Source organism: Guptibacillus hwajinpoensis, from assembly GCF_005144865.1.
Taxonomy (GTDB): domain Bacteria; phylum Bacillota; class Bacilli; order Bacillales; family Guptibacillaceae; genus Guptibacillus; species Guptibacillus hwajinpoensis_A.
In genome coordinates this window covers 242,722-262,893 of the sequence record NZ_SWFM01000003.1, presented here as the reverse complement: position 1 = coordinate 262,893, position 20,172 = coordinate 242,722, and the positions used below count along the sequence as shown (strand labels likewise).

The following is a 20,172-nucleotide window of genomic DNA, read 5'->3' as shown; positions in this document are numbered from 1 at the left end:
ATTATTTACCATTCATAGTGGGTCATTCATTCGATAAGGAAATATACTTAATATCATGAAAGAAATAAGGTAAACTGTAGTGAGTTGGAATAAGTTGGGCAGCTATTCATTCGTCCAATGTTGGTTAAAGGAGCTTTCATAATGGAAATCTCATCGATTTTATTAGGAATCTTATTCGTATTAAATCTTGTATTTGCGGTCATCGTTATTTTTCTCGAACGAAAAGATGCCGGTGCTACATGGGCCTGGCTTATGGTTTTGTTTTTTATCCCGTTTCTTGGCTTTATTATGTATTTAGTATTTGGGCAAAACCTAAGTAGAAGAAGATTATTTGACTGGGATAATATTAAGAAGGTAGGTATAGAAGATCTCATTGAAAAGCAGGTTAGTGAGATCAAGAGTGGAATCTATCCATTCAGACATGAAGAAATCGCGAGGCACAAGGATTTGATCTACATGCATCTCGTTAACGACGATGCCGTTTTGACACAGGATAATTCTATTCACGTTTTTACAGATGGGGAAGAGAAATTTGATGCTTTACTCGACGATCTAAGTAGAGCAGAGGATCACATTCATTTCCAATATTACATTTTCCAAAAAGATAACCTTGGAAGGAAGATCGTTCAGAAGCTCGCACAAAAAGCAAGAGAAGGTGTAAAAGTTCGTGTTTTATATGATGAGATGGGTTCTAGGAAAACAAGGAAGCGTTTCTTTCGAGAATTGATTGAAGCAGGGGGGGAAGTGGAAGTTTTTTTCCCTTCGCGAATTCCTTACGTTAACACGCGCTTAAATTATCGAAATCATCGGAAGCTCGTTATTATTGATGGGGCTCTTGGTTATGTTGGCGGATTTAATGTTGGTGATGAGTATCTAGGCTTAAAAGAAAAATTCGGCTACTGGCGTGATACACACTTGCGAATGGAAGGTAGTGCAACACTTGCAATGCAAACTAGATTCCTGCTTGACTGGAATCATGCTGCACGTCATAAAGTAGGGTACGAACCTTGTTATTTTCCAATCGTTCATCCTAAAGGAAAAGCTGGGGTGCAGATTGTTAGCAGTGGCCCGGACTCTGAGTGGGAACAAATTAAAAATGGTTATATTAAACTGATTTCTTCAGCAAAACATACTGTCTTTATCCAGACACCTTATTTTATTCCAGATGCAAGTTTATTGGATGCTCTGCGTATTGCAGCGCTTAGTGGCGTAGACGTGAGGTTAATGTTTCCGAATAAGCCGGACCATCCATTTGTCTATTGGGCAACATATTCTTATGTAGGTGAGCTCTTAAAAGCTGGAGCAAGAATGTATATATACCAGAATGGATTTATCCATGCTAAGACAATTGCAGTTGATGGGGAAATTTCATCAGTTGGAACAGCTAATATTGATGTGCGTAGCTTTAGACTTAACTTTGAGGTTAATGCTTTTATTTATGATGAAGACATTACGAGACAACTTGAAGAGATATTCATTAAGGATATGGAGAAAAGTGAAGAACTAACACTAGAAGGATACCATGAACGATCGATGTGGATTCGATTTAAAGAATCTATTTCAAGGTTACTTTCACCGATTTTATAAAATACCAAACATGAGAGGGTGTAGTTTATCTACTCTCTCTTTTTCATGTTTGCTTTGAAACGAATGAGCCCTGTACATCGCCTATATGAGAGGGAGGATTCGCGAAAGTACTTAGGCTGCAGGAAGTTGAATTAATTCACTTTTAAGGAAAAAAGTCCTAACAATCCTGTGTTATGATAGATGGGAAGATAAGGAAATTGTGTTAGGGGGCACTCGATGATTAAAGAAAAAATGAAAAGAACACATGTGCCATTTCGGTTAAATATTTTATTTCTTTTTGTATTCCTGCTATTCTCCGTCTTAATTCTAAGACTGGGTGTTATACAGATTGTCCAGGGAGAAGACTTTGAAAGAATTTCAGAACAAACTGAGAATGTAACAGCAAAATCATCAGCACCACGAGGAAAGATGTACGATCGTTATGGAAGGGTCCTCGTTGATAATGAGCCGACCTTTACGCTAACTTACATTCGGAATCAAAATACAAAACAGCAAGAGCGTCTAGAAGTAGCACGTCAATTAGCTCAATATATTGAGATGGATACAGATAAGGTTACTGAGCGAGATTTGAAGGATTTCTGGATTATTACGAGGCCAGATAAAGCCAAAGCGAAATTGTCAGAAGATGAGTGGACAGACCTCACTTCTAAAAAAGCATATCAACTTCAAATTGATCGAATTAAAGAAGAAGACCTTGAGGAAATTACAAATAACAAAGATGAATTGAAAGTAGCAGCGATTAAACGAGAGATGGATACAGGATATGCTCTCTCTTCTCAATCGATTAAGAAAGGGCTTACACGTAAAGAAATCGCTAAGGTTAGTGAGAATCTTGGAGATCTCCCAGGTGTGGATATTGCACCTGATGCCGAGCGTGTCTACCCTTATGACGAAACAATGGAGACAATGTTCGGGAACCTTGGTCAAATCCCTAAAGAATCTTTGAAATCTTATACTATAAAAGGGTATGAACAGAACGATGTAGTTGGAATTAGTTATCTTGAAAAACAATATGAAGATCTCTTAAGAGGTCAAAAGGCTATGAAGAAATATGTGACTGACAAATCAGGTAAACCGATTGGGGAACCAGAAGATATACCGGGAAAAAGAGGCAATGACCTTGTTCTGACAGTCGACATTGACTTGCAGCAGGAGCTTGAATCGATTCTTGAAGAAGAATTGAGGAAAGCCAGGTCACGAGGAAATCCATATGCTGATCGAGCTTATGCTATTGGTTTGGATCCTGATACGGGGGAAATATTAGCATTCGGGGGCACCAAATATAGTTCTAAAGAGAATGACTATATCGAATATTCTTATGGGACGCTTTCAGAAGCGTATGAGATGGGATCAGTCGTTAAGGGTGCTTCTGTCCTAACAGGTTACCAAACAGGTGTAATCAGTCATGGTACTACGTTATACGATACACCTATTAAGATACCGCAAACAAAAGATAAAGCATCATATAGTAATCTAGGGTATGTTAATGATTTATCAGCTCTAGAGCGGTCCTCGAACGTTTATATGTTCCGTATCGCTATGAAAATCGCAGGGTATAATTATTCTCCTAACACACCTGGAATTCCATGGAACCGCGATGCTTATAATAAAGTGCGCTATCATTTTAATCAGTTTGGACTAGGTACAAAAACTGGAATAGATATGCCGATTGAAACGACCGGAATTAATGGAGGAACACAGCAACTAGGTAACTTAATGGATTTAATGATTGGTCAATTTGATACGTATACGCCACTTCAAATGGCACAATATATCTCTACCATTGCAAACGGAGGTCAACGTATTCAGCCGCATTTCTTAAAAGAAGTTCACGAAGCGTCACAGGTAAATGGTCTTTCAAACATTATTGTTGATCAATTTGAAACGAATGTTTTAAATCACATTCAAATGTCAGAAAGCGATATTAGTCGTGTGCAAAATGGCTTTTGGAGAGTAACAAATGGGAGTAACGGTACTGCAACGAAATATTTTAAAGGGACAGACTTCACCCATGCCGGTAAAACAGGAACAGCTGAAGTGGATAAAGGATTTAACCTAACATTTGTAGGTTATGCACCATATGAAAATCCTGAAATAGCTATAGCTGTTGTAGTTCCTAATTTAAGTAGTGATCGAAACGAATCTGTTAATAAAGACATTGCTCGAAGATTACTTAAAGCCTATTTTGATTTAAAAGATGAACCCAAGAGTGCTGCACCAACTGCTGAAAAAGCGGAAGAGGAAGCTTCTTAGGCTGTAATCATAGTACAGGAAAAAACCTCACCTTGGTATGAGATCCAGGTGAGGCTTTTCTATGAGTATTTACCAGATTCCAAGCACATCCAGCATAACGAAGAGAATAAGCAAAGGCGCAACGAAGCGGATAAGGAAATACCACGCTTCAAATAAACCTTTCTTTAAACTGCTTCCGCGTTTTAATTCTTCATAAAGAGCTGATTTTTTCATTTTCCGTGGGACAAATAGAGCAATAAGTAGCGCTCCAATTGGGAGAAGAACATTACTTACTGCATAATCCGCAAGATCAAAGATCGTTTTATCAAAGAGTGTAACTTCGCTTAACACACCATATGATAGAGCTGATGGAATACCCGCAATAAAAATCGCAAGACCGATAATCCAAGCCCACTTCTTGCGTAGGGTAAGGTTTCCTTTGGAAATAACGGAAACAATGATCTCGAGCATTGAGAAAGCAGAAGTTAGGGCTGCGAACAAGAAAAGCAATAAGAATGCGATGAAAAATAGCATTCCAAATGGCAGTTGGCTGAATACTGTTGGAAGTACGTTAAAAAGTAGCACTGGTCCAGCACCGACTTCTAGGTCAAACGCAAAAACTGCTGGGAAAATCGCAAGTCCTGCTAACAGTACAATAAATATATTCATTGCTACGATAGAGAAAGCAGAACGAGGTAAGCTCTGTGATTTCGGCAAGTATGAACTATAGGTAACCATGACAGATACACCAACACTTAATGTAAAGAACGACTGTCCCATTGCTTCAAGAATGGTTTGTGAAGTTACTTTTGAGAAATCAGGTTGTAATAAGAAAGTTATTCCTTCTACAGCGCCATCGAGCGTCACAGCTCGAATAACAAGAATGATAAAAAGAATAAATAGAGCAGGCATCATAATTTTACTAGCTTGTTCAATCCCTTTTTCAACACCTCTTGCGACAACAAGAATGGTTAGGATGATAAATAGGAATTGTGCAAATACGCTAACAAAAGGATTCGATATTGTTGAACCAAAAACTTGTGCGTATTCATCGGATGAAAGTCCCGTCAATTCACCAGTTACGGCTTTATACAGGTAGGATATAATCCATCCCCCAACAACACTATAGAATGATAGCAAAATAAATGAAGTAATCATTCCCATAATCCCTACGCGGTACCATTTGGATTCAGGTGATATGGTTTTGTAAGAATCAACCGCATTGCTTTGAGCGGTTCTACCAATTGAGAATTCAGCAAGGAGTAAAGGTAGTCCGAGAATTAGAGTAAAAAGAATAAAAATAAGGAAAAAAGCGCCACCTCCGTTCTGACCGGCGGTATAAGGGAACTTCCAGATTGCCCCGAGTCCAATGGCAGACCCTGCAGCTGCTAGTATAAAGCCTAGTCTTGAGGACCATTGTTCGTTTTCATTCATGCTCATTCTCCTTTCGTTTTGTTATTGAATGCTGATTACGTTATTGCCACAAAAAAATCGCCCCTACGTTATCCGTAGGGACGATTGTCATCGCGGTACCACCCTGGTTGTGAGTTACACTCACCACTTGTTTGTTTAACGATCTTCACCGTCTTTTGCAATGCAAAAGAAGCTCCAGAAATGAAATTCACGTGCCTTTATGTACCGATTCACACCAACCATCGGCTCTCTTTAAACAGGGAAAGGGGCAGCTACTTAATTTCCTTCAAAGCAGTTCAATTATTGTAAGGTTATTCAATTTTTATCATGATCAAGTGGCGGTGTCAACAAGATTTTGGACTTGGAAATTTTATCAAACTCTTTAAACAAGCCTAAAGGTTTTTTTGAAGACCTTATTGCTATAAGAGTAGTGGTCGATTTCCACTCCAATCCTCCTTGAAGTGTTTATACAAAACCTCTTTCAAAAAAATCTTATTTCAGTTGCTATTCATCTTTTTTCTCTTCTTCAAAATGTGCATCGACTGGCCCTTTCTGTTCCTCTTCTTTTTTCTTTCTACGTCGAAGGGTTTGGAGAATTTTCTTGTAGTTTAATGAGAAAGTTTTGGGCTCGTAATGTTCCGATGCCCGTATATCTTCTGTTGAAGCCCGCATAAATGACCAGCCGAGCATGATCATGATAAAGAGGAGCGGGAATCCTCCAACGATACTTGCAGTTTGCAGTGTACTGAGACCTCCAACAAACATGAGCACCAGTGGCATTAAGCATAGTGCGAAAGCCCAGAATAGTCGATTCCAACGCAATGGTTCATCTTCAACCTCATGTTGTACAACTGATGCAAGAATGTAGGAGCTTGAATCAAAAGTTGTTGCAAGGAAGATGATCGCTAGAATAACAAAGATAAAGATCATAAGCCATGAAAGAGGAAGTTGACCGATGATTTCAATAATCGCTCTTGGTGCTCCTCGATCATTTAGAACGCTAACAACATCAAACTTGCCCATTAACTGCATATGAAGACCGTAGTTGCCCAGAATTCCAAAAAACAGGATGCTTCCAAACGTTCCATAGCCAATTGTTCCAAGGATCATTTGCTTAATCGAGCGTCCTCGAGAGATCTTAGCAACGAATAAACCAACGAAAGGTGCATAAACGAGCCACCATGCCCAATAGAAAACGGTCCAGCTTTCAGGGAAGTCCGTTTTCTCATATGGACCAAGCGAATTAAATGGTTCTGTCCATGTACTCATATGAAAGAAATTATCTAGCAGGAAACCAACGCTGTTCGTTGTAGTTTCCACAAGAAATCGAGTTGGTCCGAAAATCAAGACAAAGAGGAGAAGGACTATTGAAAGAATTAAGTTAACATCAGATAAAACTTTGATTCCTTTTCTTAAACCAGAATAAGCACTAATCGCAAATATGGCTGTCACTAGTATAAGGATCATTGTTTTCAGTACCATTGTAACGGGGATGCCCGTTAACACATTAATTCCTTCAGCGATCATTGGTGTCCCAAGTGCAAGTGTTGTACCAGCCCCACCGAGGAGTCCGAACATGAATAGAACGTCAATAACGGTTCCTAGCGGTCCATCGGCATACTTTCCAATCAATGGCCTTGTTGCTTCACTAATTTTAAGGACCGGTTTTTTGCGTACGTAATAGAAATACGCCATCGGCAATGCTGGCAGTGTATAAATTGCCCAGGCAATAGGCCCCCAATGGAAAATACCATACGTACTTGCCCAAAGAATCGCCTCTTTTGTTCCAGGCTCTACTCCGAATGGAGGCCCTTGATAATAGTAAGCCCACTCAATCGTTCCCCAGTATAAAATACTGGACCCAATCCCAGCACAGAAAAGCATTCCTGCCCATGAGAAGTTATTAAATTCGGGGCGCTCATCTTCTTCACCAAGCTTTACGCGCCCATTGTCGCTAAATGCAACATAAATTAGAAAGAAAAAGATGCCTAATCCAACAATTAAGTAAAGAACGCCAAATTGTGTTGTAATAAATTCATTTGCTTTATCCACAAACTCTTTTCCGCTTTTAGGAAATAGAACGAGTGGAACCGTAACAAGAAGCAGCAAGCTTAGAGCGCCTAAAAATGTTGGCCAATCGATTAATCGTTTATTCATCACTAACAAACTCCTTTGCAGTAGCATACTGATTCTAGTTTCTAGCAAAGAAGGGTTTTTATACAGCAAAGAATGACGTAGTGTATAGTAGAAGCAATGATTTATTGCAAAGGCTGTTTTCGTAACCAATGTTGCTATAAGAGTGGGGGATTTTCGCTCCAGGATGCTCGCTTTCCGCGGGGTGGGACGCTTGAGCCTCCTCGGCGCACAAAACATTGCGCCTGTGGGGTCTCACCTGTCCCGCTAGTCCCGCAGGAGTCGAGCACCTTCCGCTCCAATCAGCTAAGTTTGGTTCTTTATACAAAAATTCTTTCAAAAGCAACAATCTTTGAGAAAAGAGCCATTGCAAAAAAGGATGTGGAAAATGGAGAGATTCACAGAGCGTGTGATTTGTATCATTCAGCGTATTCCATCAGGAAAAGTGATGACGTATGGTCAAATAGCCAAATGTGCAGGTAGTCCGAGAGGCGCAAGACAGGTTGTGCGTATCTTGCACTCGATGAGTACGAACTATCAATTGCCGTGGCATCGGGTTATCAATTCGAAGGGTGAAATCGGAATCAAAAGTGAAGAGGGGTTTATAAACCAGAAAATGATGTTAGAGGGAGAAGGGATAAGGTTCACTTCAACAAATAGAATTGATCTTGGGGTTTATCGTTTTGAACCGGATAATAGAGATGACTGAAAAAAATGAAGGTGGTCTCATGGGAGACCACCTTCAATAGCATAGTAATGAATTAAAAAGGTTTTAATGTCATTAAAATAATTAAAATGATGGCAGATACGTGCATAATATTATTAAACGGTAGCATTTGCTTACCAATATGCATATATTCTTCGGGCAAATCTTCTCCATCCGTTTCTTCCAAAAGACTTAGTTGTTTAGCAGTCTTTTTAGGTAAGATCCCGGCTACAATTGGTTGGACTAATACATAAATGATTAAAGATGCCACAAACCAAACTTGGGTGAACAGTAATGGATTGATTGCTCCGAGTGCAATTCCAGTAACTAATAATGTTAAGCTTCCAATTTTGGCGATTTTCTCAATACCTTTTGCAACCGTATGGGCAAATTTTGCCTGAGTTACTGTTTTGGGTAACCCCATTAATACCGGCATCGCGAATGTAGCCCCCAGTCCACAAACTGCCGCAATGATGTGTACCACTAATAAAATACCGTAAAAGCTCAAATGATCTCCCCCTATGTATGATCGTTTTGCAGAATACTTATTGTACAATAATATTAGGGATAAAGTAATAGGATTTTACTAATTTAGTGGAAAAATTTTGTATTCGAGTTAAGGGGAAGTGAGGATTGTGGGTCATTAGGAGGAGGTTTGGGCAAAAAATATCCATACCCTGTGTTGCGGGTATGGACTTTCTAACTACTTGCTATTATCTATACAAGATACTAATCGCTTTTCAATATCAGTTCCGATTTCATTCAACTGATCATCGCCTGTTAATCCTAATAATGTAGTTGGTTTAGGCATACCAATCTTCGTTTGTCCCTCGTCATCAAAAACGACGATTTTGCATGGAAGAAAGTAGCCTACAAGTTTGTCTTCACTCAATACGCGCTCTGCTTCTTTAGGGTTGCATACTTCAAGAACACGATAGGGTGTGTTGAAATCCATACCTTTTTCCTGCAATTTAGCAGTAAGGTCGAAATCCCATAATACTCCGAATTTCTCCTCTTGTAATGATTCGCTTAAATCTGAAACGGCCTCATCAACTGTTTTTGATGTTTCAACTGTGTAGTGAAAACTCATGTTCAACATCTCCTTTACAAACAAATTATATCCAATCTTTGTTTACCCTGGAGAGTATGTTTTAAACGTGTTATCACAAATAGAGTCAATACACTAAGGTACTACTTCGTCATTTTAAACGCAGCATTAAGCTGACCACGAATCATTTCATCTCGAATTTTATCTTTGTCTTTTTGCTTTTCTTTCTTATAGATCTTCTTAATTTCAAATGTTTGCATACCATCTTCAATCTGGTTAGCGATATCCATTAATTTTTCTACATCCGTAAACGAGAATTTCCGAGTACCTCCACCTGATCGGTCAGGTAGAATGAGACCTCTTTCTTCGTAGTAGCGAATTTTTCTAAGAGATAGTCCGGTTAACTCACTGACAGATCCGATTGGTAAGACTTTTTTATCTTTATAAGACATCTGCAGTCACTCCCTGTGAACATATTCATAATGTAGCTATCGCCACATATACTATTGAAGTCATCTTATGAAACTGGCAATCTGGTATGATTATAGCATAATAATTTAGGATAGAGGACTATGATGTTAGAATATCTACCATATGATATGAAGGAGATAATAAAAGTGTGTAAGAAAAGGTATCATTAATATTGCGTATCTCCTAATAGGGTGTCAGAATGAAAGAGTGCAAACGGTTGTATAAGATGACAAGGAGGATGTTGCCATGACTTATAAAGAAACCGTTTTGATCACAGGGAAAGTAACGATGTCTTTTATTATGGACTTTGTAAAGAGTGCGAATCATTTTAGTAGCTATATTATCGTTGAAGTTGATGGAAAGAAACTTAATGCGAAGAGCCTATTGAGTATGGGGAGATTAACCGGACATTTTGGTCCAATCACGATTATTTCGACTGGGCTGGACAGTGAAGAGGCGCTAGAGCATCTTAAAAAGCATTGTATGGTTGTACAGAGAAAAAGCGTTTAATAGAGATAGAGGGGGGCTTTTTTTTATGGGGTTGTGTAAGCGTTCTATAAATGTGCTGTATTAAACCCGCCGTTCAAGATGGCGGGTTTAGCTGTTTTAGAAATGATTTTGTCGTTCTAAATGTTTTCCTAATTCTTCAGAACGTTTCCCAGCTTCCGTAATACAGGCGGTTATAGCTTCTTCATACTTGTATTTCTCCAAAATAGTTAAACCAGCCTGAGTTGTGCCCCCTGGACTTGTGACTCTTTCTCTAAGATGAGAAGCCTCAAAATTCGTCTCATTAAGCATTTTAGCTGCTCCTGTTATCGTTTGGATGATTAACTGACGAGCGGTTTTCTGATCAATTCCGTTTAAGATTGCTGCTTTCTCCATACATTCAACCATGTAATAGAAGTAAGCTGGGCCACTGCCTGATAATCCTGTGATGGCATTTAATTTCTCTTCTCTGACCTGAACAACTGTTCCAATCGTTTCAAATAGCTTCTGAGTAAATGATAGGTGTTCATCGGTTGCATATTCCCCTCTAGCAATCGCGGTCGCTGAATAACCAATAGCTGCAGATGTATTTGGCATTACGCGAACGATAGGAGTCTTTGTTTGAATGGATCCCTCGATATAGGAAGTGGTGATCCCTGCCAGAACAGAAATGATCACATGCTGATCAGTTAAAAAAGGTTGGATGCTTTCCAATGCCTGTGCGGCATCAATTGGCTTCATTGCTAGAACGAGAACGTTGGAGTGTCTAAGCAGCATTTCTGCATTCTGTAAAGTTCTGACGCCGTATTTTTCTTCTAGTTCAGCAAGTCTGTGGGCATTAGTTCGGTTCATGATGACGATTCGATCAGGAGTTACGAATTGTCTTGAGATCATTCCTTCTATCATGGCTTCCGTCATTGATCCAGCACCAAGGAACCCGATGTTTTTCATTTCCACTTTTTCCATCCTTTCCATATAAAAAGCCCACTCATCCTTATTAAAAGGACGAATGGGCGTGATCCGTGGTACCACCTTTTTTCGATATCCTAAGATATCCTCGAACTCCCTATAACGTGGGAAGCGGCTGTGTTTCCACAGCAGGCTAGCGGGGCAGGTTCAAAGCTGGCAATGTTAAGGAATTTTTCAGCCGGTGAATTCCTCTCTCTGGCACTTGCCTTTACTTTTACTAATCTCGCTCAAAGCCGAGACGATCGTTCTAATTTTACATAGTATGCAACGGAACTCAATAAATGTCAATCATAATTATTAGAAAATTTTGAAGTAAACTATCTTACTATAATGACAAATAGAGGGAAGAGCGATAGAATGAAAGATAAAGAACGTAAAACAGAGGTGGCGGATGAATTGAATCTTATAAAGACTAATGAAGTTCTCTCGATTACGGTACCAACACCGTTTGCAGTTGGTCCTGTCAATTGTTTTGTAATTAAAGGAGAGGCTATTACGCTTGTTGATACTGGTCCTCGGACCCCGGAGGCGAAGGAGGCTCTCATCACTCAACTTCAAAACAACGGTTTAACATTAGAAGATATTGATCAGGTTGTATTGACTCATCATCATCCAGACCATATCGGCTTTGTTGGAATGTTAATGGAACAGGGTAAGCGAGTGTTAGGTCATTGGAAAAATGACCGATGGCTACAAATGAGCGATTCGTTTTTGAAAGAACATGAAGCGTTCATGACTGGCATTTACCGTGACGCTGACGTCAGTGAACATTATTATAATCATGTTCAAGATACAAGAGGTTATCTTGCTTTTGCTGATCGGGCGAAATGTGATGTGCACCTTTCTGAAGGAGATGAGATTCCGGGATGTCCTGGATGGTCGGTAATGGAAACACCCGGTCATGCTCAGAGTCACATCTCTCTACTGCATGAACAAAGTCGTACGCTGATAGCTGGGGATCATTTAATCAAGAAGATCTCATCTAATCCGCTTCTCGAGCCACCATATGTAAAAGGAACGGAGCGTCCTAAGCCACTTCTTCAACAACGACATTCGTACCAAAAAACGTTAGATGCTCATCTATCTTATGTTTACACAGGGCATGGCGAGCCAATTCTAAACCCAGATGAATTGATAAGAGAACGTTTTCTTAAGCAGGAAGAGCGGTCTGATAAAGTAGCATCATTTCTAAAGAATGAACAGTTAACAGCTTTTCAGGTTTGCCAGAAGCTATTTCCTGGGGTTTATAAAAAGCAAATTGGCCTGACACTATCAGAAACAATTGGTCATTTAGACTATCTTGAATCTGAAAACGTGGTTAACAAAATGAAAAGTGAGGAAAAGACGTTTTATACGTATAGAACATAAGGGGAGAAACAGATGAAGAAAAATTTAAAAAACAAAGTAGTCCTTATTACAGGCGCTTCAAGTGGGATTGGGAGACAGTTAGCAATTGATTTAGCGAAACAGGGTGCAAAGCTGATCCTTGTTGCTCGTTCTGAAGAGAAGTTAATGGAAGTGAAAAAGCAAATTGAATCAAGTGGAAGCTATTCACCTGCTGTTTGGACGATGGATGTAGGTGATGGGGAGCGAGTAGATCGACTTCTCCCAAAACTACTTGATGAGATGCCTGCCATTGACATCCTAATTAACAATGCCGGTTTTGGGAAATTTGATGCTTTTGTTGATGCGGATATGAAAGAGATTGAAGCGATGTTTGATGTGAATGTGATCGGATTAATGCGATTTACATCTCACGTCTTGCCAGGGATGATTGAAGCTGGTAAAGGCCATGTTGTTAACATTGCTTCACAAGCAGGTAAGCTTGCTACACCGAAATCTTCTGGCTATTCTGCCTCTAAGCATGCTGTCCTGGGCTTCTCAAACAGTCTGCGAATGGAAATGAAGGAACACGGAATTTTCGTAACAACCGTTAATCCAGGACCTATCAAAACAAATTTCTTTGATATAGCAGATTCGAATGGAACTTATACAAAAAATGTAGAAAAAATGATGCTTTCACCGGAAAAGGTCTCATATGAAATTGTTTCGGCGATTGAAAAAGGTAAACGAGAAGTGAATTTACCTGGTTGGATGAATGCGGGGGCAAAAATTTATCATGCAGCTCCTGGTCTTGTAGAAAAGGCAGCTGGTAAGTTTTTTAATCAAAAGTAAGTTGGAAGGGCATCGAGTGATGCTCTTTTTTATTTTCTAGAGGACATTTAAGGTGTGTTATGGAAGTGAAGTGCTACTACGTGATTGTCTTGTGAGGAAAGGTCAAGTTATTAAAAGGAGCGATTTCCCATGAATTTCCGTAAAGCCACTGAAGAGGATTTGAATGCGATTGTTCGACTGCTTGTTGATGATGAATTAGGATCAGAGCGTGAGAAGTATAGAGAGCCGGTACCATTAGAATATGTTGAAGCCTTCACTGCAATAGAAGAGCAGGTCGGAAATCAAATAATCGTAGCTAGCGAAGGGCAAGAAATAATCGCATGCCTTCAGTTAACAATCATTCCTGGTCTAGCAAGAAGAGGGCTGAAGCGTGCGCAAATTGAGGCGGTGCGTGTTTATAAGAATTATCGTGGAAAAGGGATAGGAGAAGATCTTTTTAAAGAAGCAATTTCAATCGCAAAGGCAGAGCGATGTGGTCTTGTGCAATTAACAACCGATAAGATTCGAAGCGATGCTCATCGGTTTTACGAAAGGCTGGGATTTACAGCTAGCCATGAAGGTATGAAGCTCATCTTTTGATCTGTTTTTCTTTATGCATCCTCTCAATCTATGAACTTGAAATGGTAAACTGGTATATGGACTCAAGAAACTTGAAAAGCGTGGTGGTTCAGAAATATGGAAGATGAACAGATAAGAATTTATGATAATAACAGAAAACCAATTGGTGTTGCAACGCGTGAAGAAGTGCATTCCGTAGGCTATTGGCATGAGGTTTTTCAGTGCTGGTTTGTTAGTAGCGAAAACGGCATCGATTATCTTTATTTCCAACTTCGCAGTGATATGAAGAGAGATTATCCAGGGCTATTAGATATTACAGCTGCTGGTCATTTATCTGTGGATGAAACAGTAGAAGATGGAGTAAGAGAAATTGAAGAAGAATTAGGAATCAAGGTATTATACAATGAGTTAATACCGCTAACCGTGACCCTTGCCAGTATCAAGAGGGAGAACATGATTGACAATGAAATAGCCAATGTCTTTTTGTATAAAAACGATCAGGCGGTTGATGATTTCAATCTTCAAAAAGAAGAAGTAGCTGGACTTGTTCGAGCTCACTTTAACGCCGTATATGATTTATGGTTTGGAGTAGGAGAATTGATTAACATTAAAGGTTTCAAAATAAATAACAATGGAGAAAAAGTGTTAGTTGATGAGAAGGTAGAAAAAGCTCACTTTGTCCCACATGAAGATTCTTACTATAAAATGATTCTTAAGGAAATTAAACAACAGCTTTCAATGTAAAGGTACAAGTCTGCTATTGGGAGTAAATCAGGGAGATCAACCTTAGTCCGATCGTTGCAATATGATATACTATCAGTTGGGTTATAAGACTTAGTTCTATATCCTTAAACTTATTCGTAAAAGGAGAAGTAGTATGAATTGGTATATCAAAGGACTTAAGGATTACGTTAATTTCAATGGGAGAGCGCGACGTAAAGAGTACTGGATGTTTACTCTTTTTAATATCATTATTTCCGTTATCCTTTCATTATTAGAATCAGTAGTAGGTTTGGCACCATTTTTAACAACAATCTATTCATTGTTTATTCTCTTGCCTTCGCTTGCTGTAACGGTTCGTAGATTGCATGACACCGGTAGAAGCGGATGGTGGATCTTAATTGGTTTGATTCCGTTTATTGGTGGTATTGTTCTCTTGGTATTTGCATGTTTGGATAGTGAATTGAAAGAAAACCGTTTCGGACCAAATCCTAAGTGGGATGAGAATTTTAATTAATTTCTAGAAAATACATAGTAGTAAACCGCCTATTAAACTATATGGCGGTTTTTTTATGTTCGGTTATTTTGGAGTGTGCACTTGACGAATTTTGGATATAATGGTTAAATTATCTTAATTTTATAAAAAGATTAGCTGTGAAAAGAAGAGTAGATTTGCATTGTTCAAAACAGAGACCTCCAGTTGCTGAGAAGGAGGGAACGTGCTTATCGAAGAAAGACTTGGAGCTTCGTTATGATCCTGTCCTGGGGGAAATGGCGACGGGTTCTCCCGTTATAGAGGTAAGGTATACGATTAGTGTACCTGTAGAGATTGATATGGTGACGTATCAATAAACTGAGGTGGTACCGCGACTAACTTTCGCCCTCAAGAAGACAATTCTTGAGGGCGAAAGTTTATTTGTTGTTTATTTACAGAAGGGGGAAATTAGATTGGATCCACTATTTATGGAAATTGATTCACAACTAGAAACAGAACGATTGATTTTACGGATGCCAAAGCAAGGGGATGGAAAAGTAGTAAATAAAGCGATTAAATCTTCTGTCGTCGAATTGAAGCCATGGCTCGGATTTGTGCAGGAACTTCCAACTGTGGAAGAAACGGAACTCAACACGAGAGAAGCGCATATTAAATTTCTAAAGCGTGAGAGTTTACGCTACCTTATTTTCTTGAAAGAAACGAATGAATTTGTTGGTTCAACAGGTTTTCACAATATTAACTGGAGCATCCCGAAGCTAGAGATCGGTTACTGGATTGATACGTCATATAGTGGATATGGTTATATGACGGAAGCTGTTGGTAAACTGACTGATTTCGCACTAGATAACTTAGGTTGCAGAAGAATCGAAATCAGGTGTGATCGTGAAAATGATAGAAGTCGTGCTGTTCCGGAAAGACTAGGCTTTTCATTAGAAGGGATTCTAAGAAACGAAGATTTATCAATTGATGGCTCGAAAGTAACCGATACCTGTGTTTATGCAAAAATCTAATCCTCTCTTATTTATATCAGCGTTATCTTGCTACAGTTTGGCGAATACCTCTTTGAAGAAGGGCCTGTCTTAGGGTGCTGAATATCGTTAATTCGTTTAGATTGATGCCTTTTGTAACCATTGAAAGAGCTGTTGATGGCTGAATCCCGCAAATACACATGGAGATACCGCTATACGTAAGTACCTTTTTCATGCGAATTAGACTGTTTACTGACGGAAGATCTAAGTGTGATACTCCTGATAGATCAATTAAAATATCACTTAGCTGTTTGTCATAACATTGATTTAATGTTTCTTTCACGATCAAGTCGGCATGTTTTACGTGAATTGAACCTGTTATTGGCAGGAGAGCTAGGGTATCGGTTATTGGGATAATGGTGATGTGAAGTTGATCATCTGTTATTAGATCCTTTACTTGATGTTGGCTGTGGTACTCTATACAAATGTCGTTGTACGTAAACGTTACTTCTTCGATGATGGAATCAATTCTTTTACTAACATTCATAGAAAAGGCGGTGTGAGATTTCAATTGAATTTCTCTCAGTGCTGCTTCAAAACTGACGCGACGAAAAAGCGTAAGCACTCTAAAGGATTCTTCAAGGGGGATCCCGTTTGAAATAGCAAGATGGCCAGTTGCGTTTGCCCAGTTTCTAATATCAATCTTTATTTCTTCATCGTTCTGGTAAATGGCTTTGCCAATGTATTCAAGAAGCTCTGCTCGCCAGTCAAGAATCTGATCTTCCTTCACTCTAGAAAGCTTTAACTTTTTACCGTAGCTTTCATCCTGAAGTGCAAAGATCGATTTTCCTAACGTATATCGATCAGTGACAATTTTATTTCCTATTTCAAAAAGGGTATCTTCCATCCGGTCATCCACCTTCTTCCCTCGAAATAATGCTGTTGAAGAGGTTGCCGCTGCTTATGTACAAATGGATCGTCTTTATTTCATTCGACTAAAAGTGGCGGTCTCCTTTAATTTGCTTCATGGTTCTCTTAAATCCTCTTTTTTCCAAAGGCTCTTTTCGTATACTTTGTTGCTATAAGAGTGAGGGATTTCCGCTCCAGGAGGCTCACCTGTCCCGCTAGTCCCGCAGGAGTCGAGCACCTTCCGCTCCAATCAGCCAAGTTTGATTCTTTATACAAAAATTCTTTTAAAAGCAACAATCTTTGAGAAAAGAGCCTTTCCAAAAAAAGAAAAGGTGGAAATCCCACCTTTTCCTTATCGCATGACACTTCCACCGGAAATTTTCAATGATTCTCCAATAATGTTACCTGACGCATTAGAAAGAAGATAAATGATGCTGTTGGCTACTTCTTCTGGCTGTGTAATTCGTCCTGATGGCATCGCTTCTTCAACGGCTTTTAACTCTTCTTCAAAGCTCTTGTTTTCTCGTTTTCCTTTCGATTCAATACTGTTTCTACCCATCTCTGTATCAACAAATCCAGGACAAACCGCATTCACACGAATCCCATCTCGGATCGCCTCATGTGCAAATGACTGTGTAAATCCTGTTATTGCAAATTTCGATGCACTATAGGCTGTGTTACCGAAAGTTCCTCGAAGTCCTGAAAGGGAGGAAAGGTTAACGATTGCTCCTTTTTGATTATCATCACGCATACGTTGATAAACGAGTTGAGTGAGAAGAACAGTAGACGTGTAGTTTAGGTCCATTACCTTACGAAGGTCTTCTTCTGTTAGTTTATCGAGCGTATCGCCACCACCAATTCCTGCTGAGTTCACCAAGCCAGTGATGCTTCCATTTTGTTTAATAGCGTTTTCTATAAGCGCTGATCGATCTTGTTCACTTGTTAGATCAGCAGGAATGCTTGTAACCTTCGCATCTGAAGAATGTTGTTCGCACGCCTCTTTAAGTCTCTGGAGTTTCTCTTCATTTCTTCCTGTTATCGTAATAGTAGCTCCAGCTTGGACGGCTGCTTTTGCGGTCTCGTAACCAATGCCGCCAGTTGCTCCTGTAATCAGGATGTGATCGTGTTTAAGTGCGTCTTCTTTAAAAATACCCATCATTCATCCTCCTTTAATTATCTAGCCTTTTCTTTCCCGATCGGTGTTAGATAAAACATGTTGTAGCACATAAAAAAACAAGCAGTCGCTGACTGCTTGTTTTTACGTTACTATTATTGAACGCCAACTGCATCAAAAGCTTTCTTGACAGATTGTACTTCAGAGCTACTTGCGCCGTACAGGTCAGTAGCAGCCTGAACTGAAGCTGATCGCATTTGACTGAAGTTCGAAGACGCTGTCAAGTATTGGGTAAGAGTACGGTAGTAGATTGCACCAAGTTTATCTTTACCAATTCCTGAAACCGTAACGCCGTAGAATGTGCCACCTTCACTAAGAAGATAAGCTGCTTTGTTCATAATTCCGCTGTTGATATGGACACCGCCATTGTCCTGTGTTCCTGTATAGCGCTCAGAATAGTGAGCAGGGTCACCAAATTGAGTTGGATCAGACATGGAACGAAGGGCATCCCCGGATGTTCCCGGTGTATAAATGTCTTCTCCAATTAACCAGTCCGGATTGTTGTTGTCATGAAACTCAACTAGCGTACCGAACACATCTGACATCGATTCATTCAATGCACCTGACTCATTTTGGTAAATGAGATCTGCCGTTGTATCTGTTACAGCATGCGTTAATTCATGTGCTACTACATCTTCTCCTCCAGATAGAGATACGAATGTTGAACCATCGCCATCGCCATAAACCATCTGGCTACCATTCCAGAACGCGTTATTGTAGTTGCGTCCATAATGAACTGTTGATTTTAGTGGAGCGCCATTACCATCATAGCTGTTTCGGTTAAAAACATCTTTGTAATAGTCGTACGTCGCACTTGCGTAATAGTGAGCATCAACTGCTGCTGCATCATAGCTTGCATTAAATTTGTTGTCTGCATCTGCCCATAGTGATCCTGGAAGCTTTGTGCGATTAGATGCATCGTAAGTAAAGACGCCGCCGCCTCTTGTTGTATCTTGCAAGTAATACGTAGAGGAGGAGAGTAGGGTATTAAACGTTTTCTGGTCACCAAGGACGCCTGTTCCAGTTCCGGTTGTAGTTGTTCCGGTAATATTACCGCCGCCGGGTTTACCTACACCTTCTTTTTTCGCTTCATGAAGTGCGTTAAAGCTTGTGAGAACGTCGCCGCTCGTTGCATCAATTATGTATTGCCAGTTTCCTGGTTCAGGTGAGAGGAAGTTAAGGGTTACATGGTACGCGTATGTTGCAGAATCTCCTTCAGTATAGACGACCATGTTGGATTCCGGTTTTTGTTCATAATCAGGTGAGAACCCAAGATCTGCTTCTGCTTTTTGAATAGCATCCTGTTTTTTGAACTTTGTTGCTTTCTTAAGTTCTTTCTTTGATTCGAGATTTGGAATAACTGTACCCGATAGAGCTGTTAAGACGCCATCTTGGTCAACGTGGACCGTTTGGGTTGATCCATACACTGGTGTCCCTTCGTATAATTGCTGTAAACGAAAGACTGTAAAACCAAGCTCATCTTTCTCGGTTGAAACAATATTAAAGGAATCCTGTGCTGATGAGCTGAATTTATATAGGCTCTTTTGCTCATTAAGGTAATCAAATAGGATTTCTGTTGGAGTTTTAGAAGTAGCTTTCGTTAGCTTTCCTGAAACAAAAGAAGGTGTGCCAGTCGCTTTATTCATATTCGTGTCGCTTGCTGCAAACGAGGAGGTAGGAGCTAGCATGCTGCTTACCAAACCGACTGATAAACCAATTGATAACAAGTTCTTCTTTTTCATAATATATCCCCTTTGTTATTAAGATGAGATAACTGTAACACAATGGTTTGAATGTTCAAACTATTTTAATAGTTTTGATAAATCATACCTATACAAGTGGATAGATAACTAGTCCATTTCACCTGTGAATAAAAAAACACCTGATCCAAAAGGCTCAGGTGGTGAGGTGTTCATAAACGAGATCGTGAACAACCATATATATAGGGGTATCTTCCTTTTTTCTTATCAAGGTTTGTGTGACTAAATAATTTATTTCTTCTTGTGTGAGCGGAATAGATGAAGGGTCTCCAAAGTAATCCTGAAGTGTTTTGATAACCATTTTCCGTGTGAATGCTGTTGATTCCATCTGTGTGTTCTCCTTCCAAGAAGGTCGAGTGAGTCAAGA

Annotated in this window: 20 protein-coding genes, 2 pseudogenes and 2 other annotated features; of the genes and pseudogenes, 10 read left to right on the top strand and 12 right to left on the bottom strand. The window is 39.6% G+C overall.

Features of this window, described 5'->3' with window-relative positions; genetic code table 11:
• Nucleotides 1-141: 141 nt before the first annotated feature.
• Together cls and FBF83_RS12205 are read left to right on the top strand one after the other, a co-directional pair.
• Entirely contained in the window at nt 142-1,587 is a 1,446-nt protein-coding gene (cls, locus tag FBF83_RS12210) for a cardiolipin synthase (protein WP_136947440.1), read from the top strand.
• A gap of 216 nt (nt 1,588-1,803) precedes the next feature.
• Nucleotides 1,804-3,840, top strand: a complete 2,037-nt coding sequence (locus FBF83_RS12205; RefSeq protein WP_136947439.1) for a peptidoglycan D,D-transpeptidase FtsI family protein — start codon at nt 1,804-1,806, stop codon at nt 3,838-3,840.
• A 69-nt stretch (nt 3,841-3,909) separates the two neighbouring features.
• On the opposite strand, the gene FBF83_RS12200 is transcribed toward FBF83_RS12205, so the two are convergent.
• The gene (locus FBF83_RS12200; RefSeq protein ID WP_136947438.1) at nt 3,910-5,253 is read right to left on the bottom strand and encodes a sodium-dependent transporter; all 1,344 of its coding nucleotides are present in this window, start codon (nt 5,251-5,253) and stop codon (nt 3,910-3,912) included.
• Nucleotides 5,254-5,326: 73 nt separating this feature from the next.
• Nucleotides 5,327-5,531, bottom strand: a binding site (T-box leader).
• A 205-nt stretch (nt 5,532-5,736) separates the two neighbouring features.
• The gene (locus FBF83_RS12195) at nt 5,737-7,389 is read right to left on the bottom strand and encodes a BCCT family transporter (protein ID WP_136947437.1); all 1,653 of its coding nucleotides are present in this window, start codon (nt 7,387-7,389) and stop codon (nt 5,737-5,739) included.
• A gap of 364 nt (nt 7,390-7,753) precedes the next feature.
• Here FBF83_RS12195 and FBF83_RS12190 point away from each other — a divergent pair, with 364 nt between their 5' ends.
• The gene (locus FBF83_RS12190) at nt 7,754-8,074 is read left to right on the top strand and encodes an MGMT family protein (protein ID WP_136947436.1); all 321 of its coding nucleotides are present in this window, start codon (nt 7,754-7,756) and stop codon (nt 8,072-8,074) included.
• A gap of 52 nt (nt 8,075-8,126) precedes the next feature.
• On the opposite strand, the gene FBF83_RS12185 is transcribed toward FBF83_RS12190, so the two are convergent.
• From FBF83_RS12185 to FBF83_RS12175, 3 genes are all read right to left on the bottom strand, one after another.
• Nucleotides 8,127-8,579: a DUF2269 family protein gene (locus FBF83_RS12185; protein WP_136947435.1), complete on the bottom strand. Its 453-nt coding sequence runs from the start codon at nt 8,577-8,579 to the stop codon at nt 8,127-8,129.
• A gap of 195 nt (nt 8,580-8,774) precedes the next feature.
• Nucleotides 8,775-9,161: a DUF302 domain-containing protein gene (locus FBF83_RS12180; protein ID WP_136947434.1), complete on the bottom strand. Its 387-nt coding sequence runs from the start codon at nt 9,159-9,161 to the stop codon at nt 8,775-8,777.
• A 101-nt stretch (nt 9,162-9,262) separates the two neighbouring features.
• On the bottom strand, nt 9,263-9,571 hold the full coding sequence (locus FBF83_RS12175) for a MerR family transcriptional regulator (protein WP_136947433.1): 309 nt from the start codon (nt 9,569-9,571) through the stop codon (nt 9,263-9,265).
• A 265-nt stretch (nt 9,572-9,836) separates the two neighbouring features.
• On the opposite strand from FBF83_RS12175, the gene FBF83_RS12170 reads away from it, so the two are divergent.
• Nucleotides 9,837-10,100, top strand: coding sequence for an HPr family phosphocarrier protein (locus tag FBF83_RS12170; RefSeq protein ID WP_136947432.1), 264 nt, complete (start codon nt 9,837-9,839; stop codon nt 10,098-10,100).
• A gap of 96 nt (nt 10,101-10,196) precedes the next feature.
• Here the strand turns inward: FBF83_RS12170 and proC are convergent, their stop codons facing one another.
• Nucleotides 10,197-11,027, bottom strand: coding sequence for a pyrroline-5-carboxylate reductase (gene proC / locus FBF83_RS12165; protein WP_240688102.1), 831 nt, complete (start codon nt 11,025-11,027; stop codon nt 10,197-10,199).
• Nucleotides 11,028-11,402: 375 nt separating this feature from the next.
• On the opposite strand from proC, the gene FBF83_RS12160 reads away from it, so the two are divergent.
• The 6 genes from FBF83_RS12160 (at nt 11,403) to FBF83_RS12130 (ending at nt 16,004) form a co-directional block, all read left to right on the top strand.
• Nucleotides 11,403-12,413 (top strand): MBL fold metallo-hydrolase, encoded by a 1,011-nt coding sequence (locus FBF83_RS12160; protein WP_169525418.1) that lies wholly within the window; start codon nt 11,403-11,405, stop codon nt 12,411-12,413.
• A 12-nt stretch (nt 12,414-12,425) separates the two neighbouring features.
• A complete protein-coding gene (locus FBF83_RS12155; protein WP_136947430.1) occupies nt 12,426-13,220 on the top strand; it encodes an SDR family NAD(P)-dependent oxidoreductase in 795 nt (264 codons plus the stop codon).
• A 129-nt stretch (nt 13,221-13,349) separates the two neighbouring features.
• Nucleotides 13,350-13,799, top strand: a complete 450-nt coding sequence (locus FBF83_RS12150) for a GNAT family N-acetyltransferase (RefSeq protein ID WP_136947429.1) — start codon at nt 13,350-13,352, stop codon at nt 13,797-13,799.
• Between the two features lie 96 nt (nt 13,800-13,895).
• The gene (locus tag FBF83_RS12145; RefSeq protein WP_136947428.1) at nt 13,896-14,522 is read left to right on the top strand and encodes an NUDIX hydrolase; all 627 of its coding nucleotides are present in this window, start codon (nt 13,896-13,898) and stop codon (nt 14,520-14,522) included.
• A gap of 133 nt (nt 14,523-14,655) precedes the next feature.
• Nucleotides 14,656-15,015, top strand: a complete 360-nt coding sequence (locus tag FBF83_RS12140) for a DUF805 domain-containing protein (RefSeq protein ID WP_136947427.1) — start codon at nt 14,656-14,658, stop codon at nt 15,013-15,015.
• Between the two features lie 128 nt (nt 15,016-15,143).
• Nucleotides 15,144-15,386: a binding site (T-box leader), on the top strand.
• Nucleotides 15,387-15,461: 75 nt separating this feature from the next.
• A complete protein-coding gene (locus FBF83_RS12130; RefSeq protein WP_420875135.1) occupies nt 15,462-16,004 on the top strand; it encodes a GNAT family N-acetyltransferase in 543 nt (180 codons plus the stop codon).
• A gap of 22 nt (nt 16,005-16,026) precedes the next feature.
• Here the strand turns inward: FBF83_RS12130 and FBF83_RS12125 are convergent, their stop codons facing one another.
• The 6 genes and pseudogenes from FBF83_RS12125 to FBF83_RS12110 all read right to left on the bottom strand — a co-directional run bounded on the left by FBF83_RS12125 (nt 16,027) and on the right by FBF83_RS12110 (nt 20,133).
• Complete coding sequence (locus FBF83_RS12125; RefSeq protein ID WP_136947424.1) at nt 16,027-16,869, bottom strand: STAS domain-containing protein; 843 nt, start codon at nt 16,867-16,869, stop codon at nt 16,027-16,029.
• A gap of 354 nt (nt 16,870-17,223) precedes the next feature.
• Complete coding sequence (locus FBF83_RS12120) at nt 17,224-18,027, bottom strand: SDR family NAD(P)-dependent oxidoreductase (protein ID WP_136947423.1); 804 nt, start codon at nt 18,025-18,027, stop codon at nt 17,224-17,226.
• Between the two features lie 113 nt (nt 18,028-18,140).
• On the bottom strand, nt 18,141-19,340 hold the full coding sequence (locus FBF83_RS12115; protein ID WP_420875134.1) for a M4 family metallopeptidase: 1,200 nt from the start codon (nt 19,338-19,340) through the stop codon (nt 18,141-18,143).
• Nucleotides 19,298-19,396 (bottom strand): annotated as a pseudogene (locus FBF83_RS21450) (hypothetical protein); the annotation flags it as partial. The gene FBF83_RS12115 and the pseudogene FBF83_RS21450, both read right to left, overlap by 43 nt.
• A 22-nt stretch (nt 19,397-19,418) precedes the next feature.
• Nucleotides 19,419-19,691, bottom strand: a pseudogene (locus tag FBF83_RS21445) (peptidase M4 family protein); the annotation flags it as partial.
• Between the two features lie 250 nt (nt 19,692-19,941).
• A complete protein-coding gene (locus tag FBF83_RS12110) occupies nt 19,942-20,133 on the bottom strand; it encodes a YqzH family protein (RefSeq protein ID WP_136947421.1) in 192 nt (63 codons plus the stop codon).
• Between the last annotated feature and the right edge of the window lie 39 nt (nt 20,134-20,172).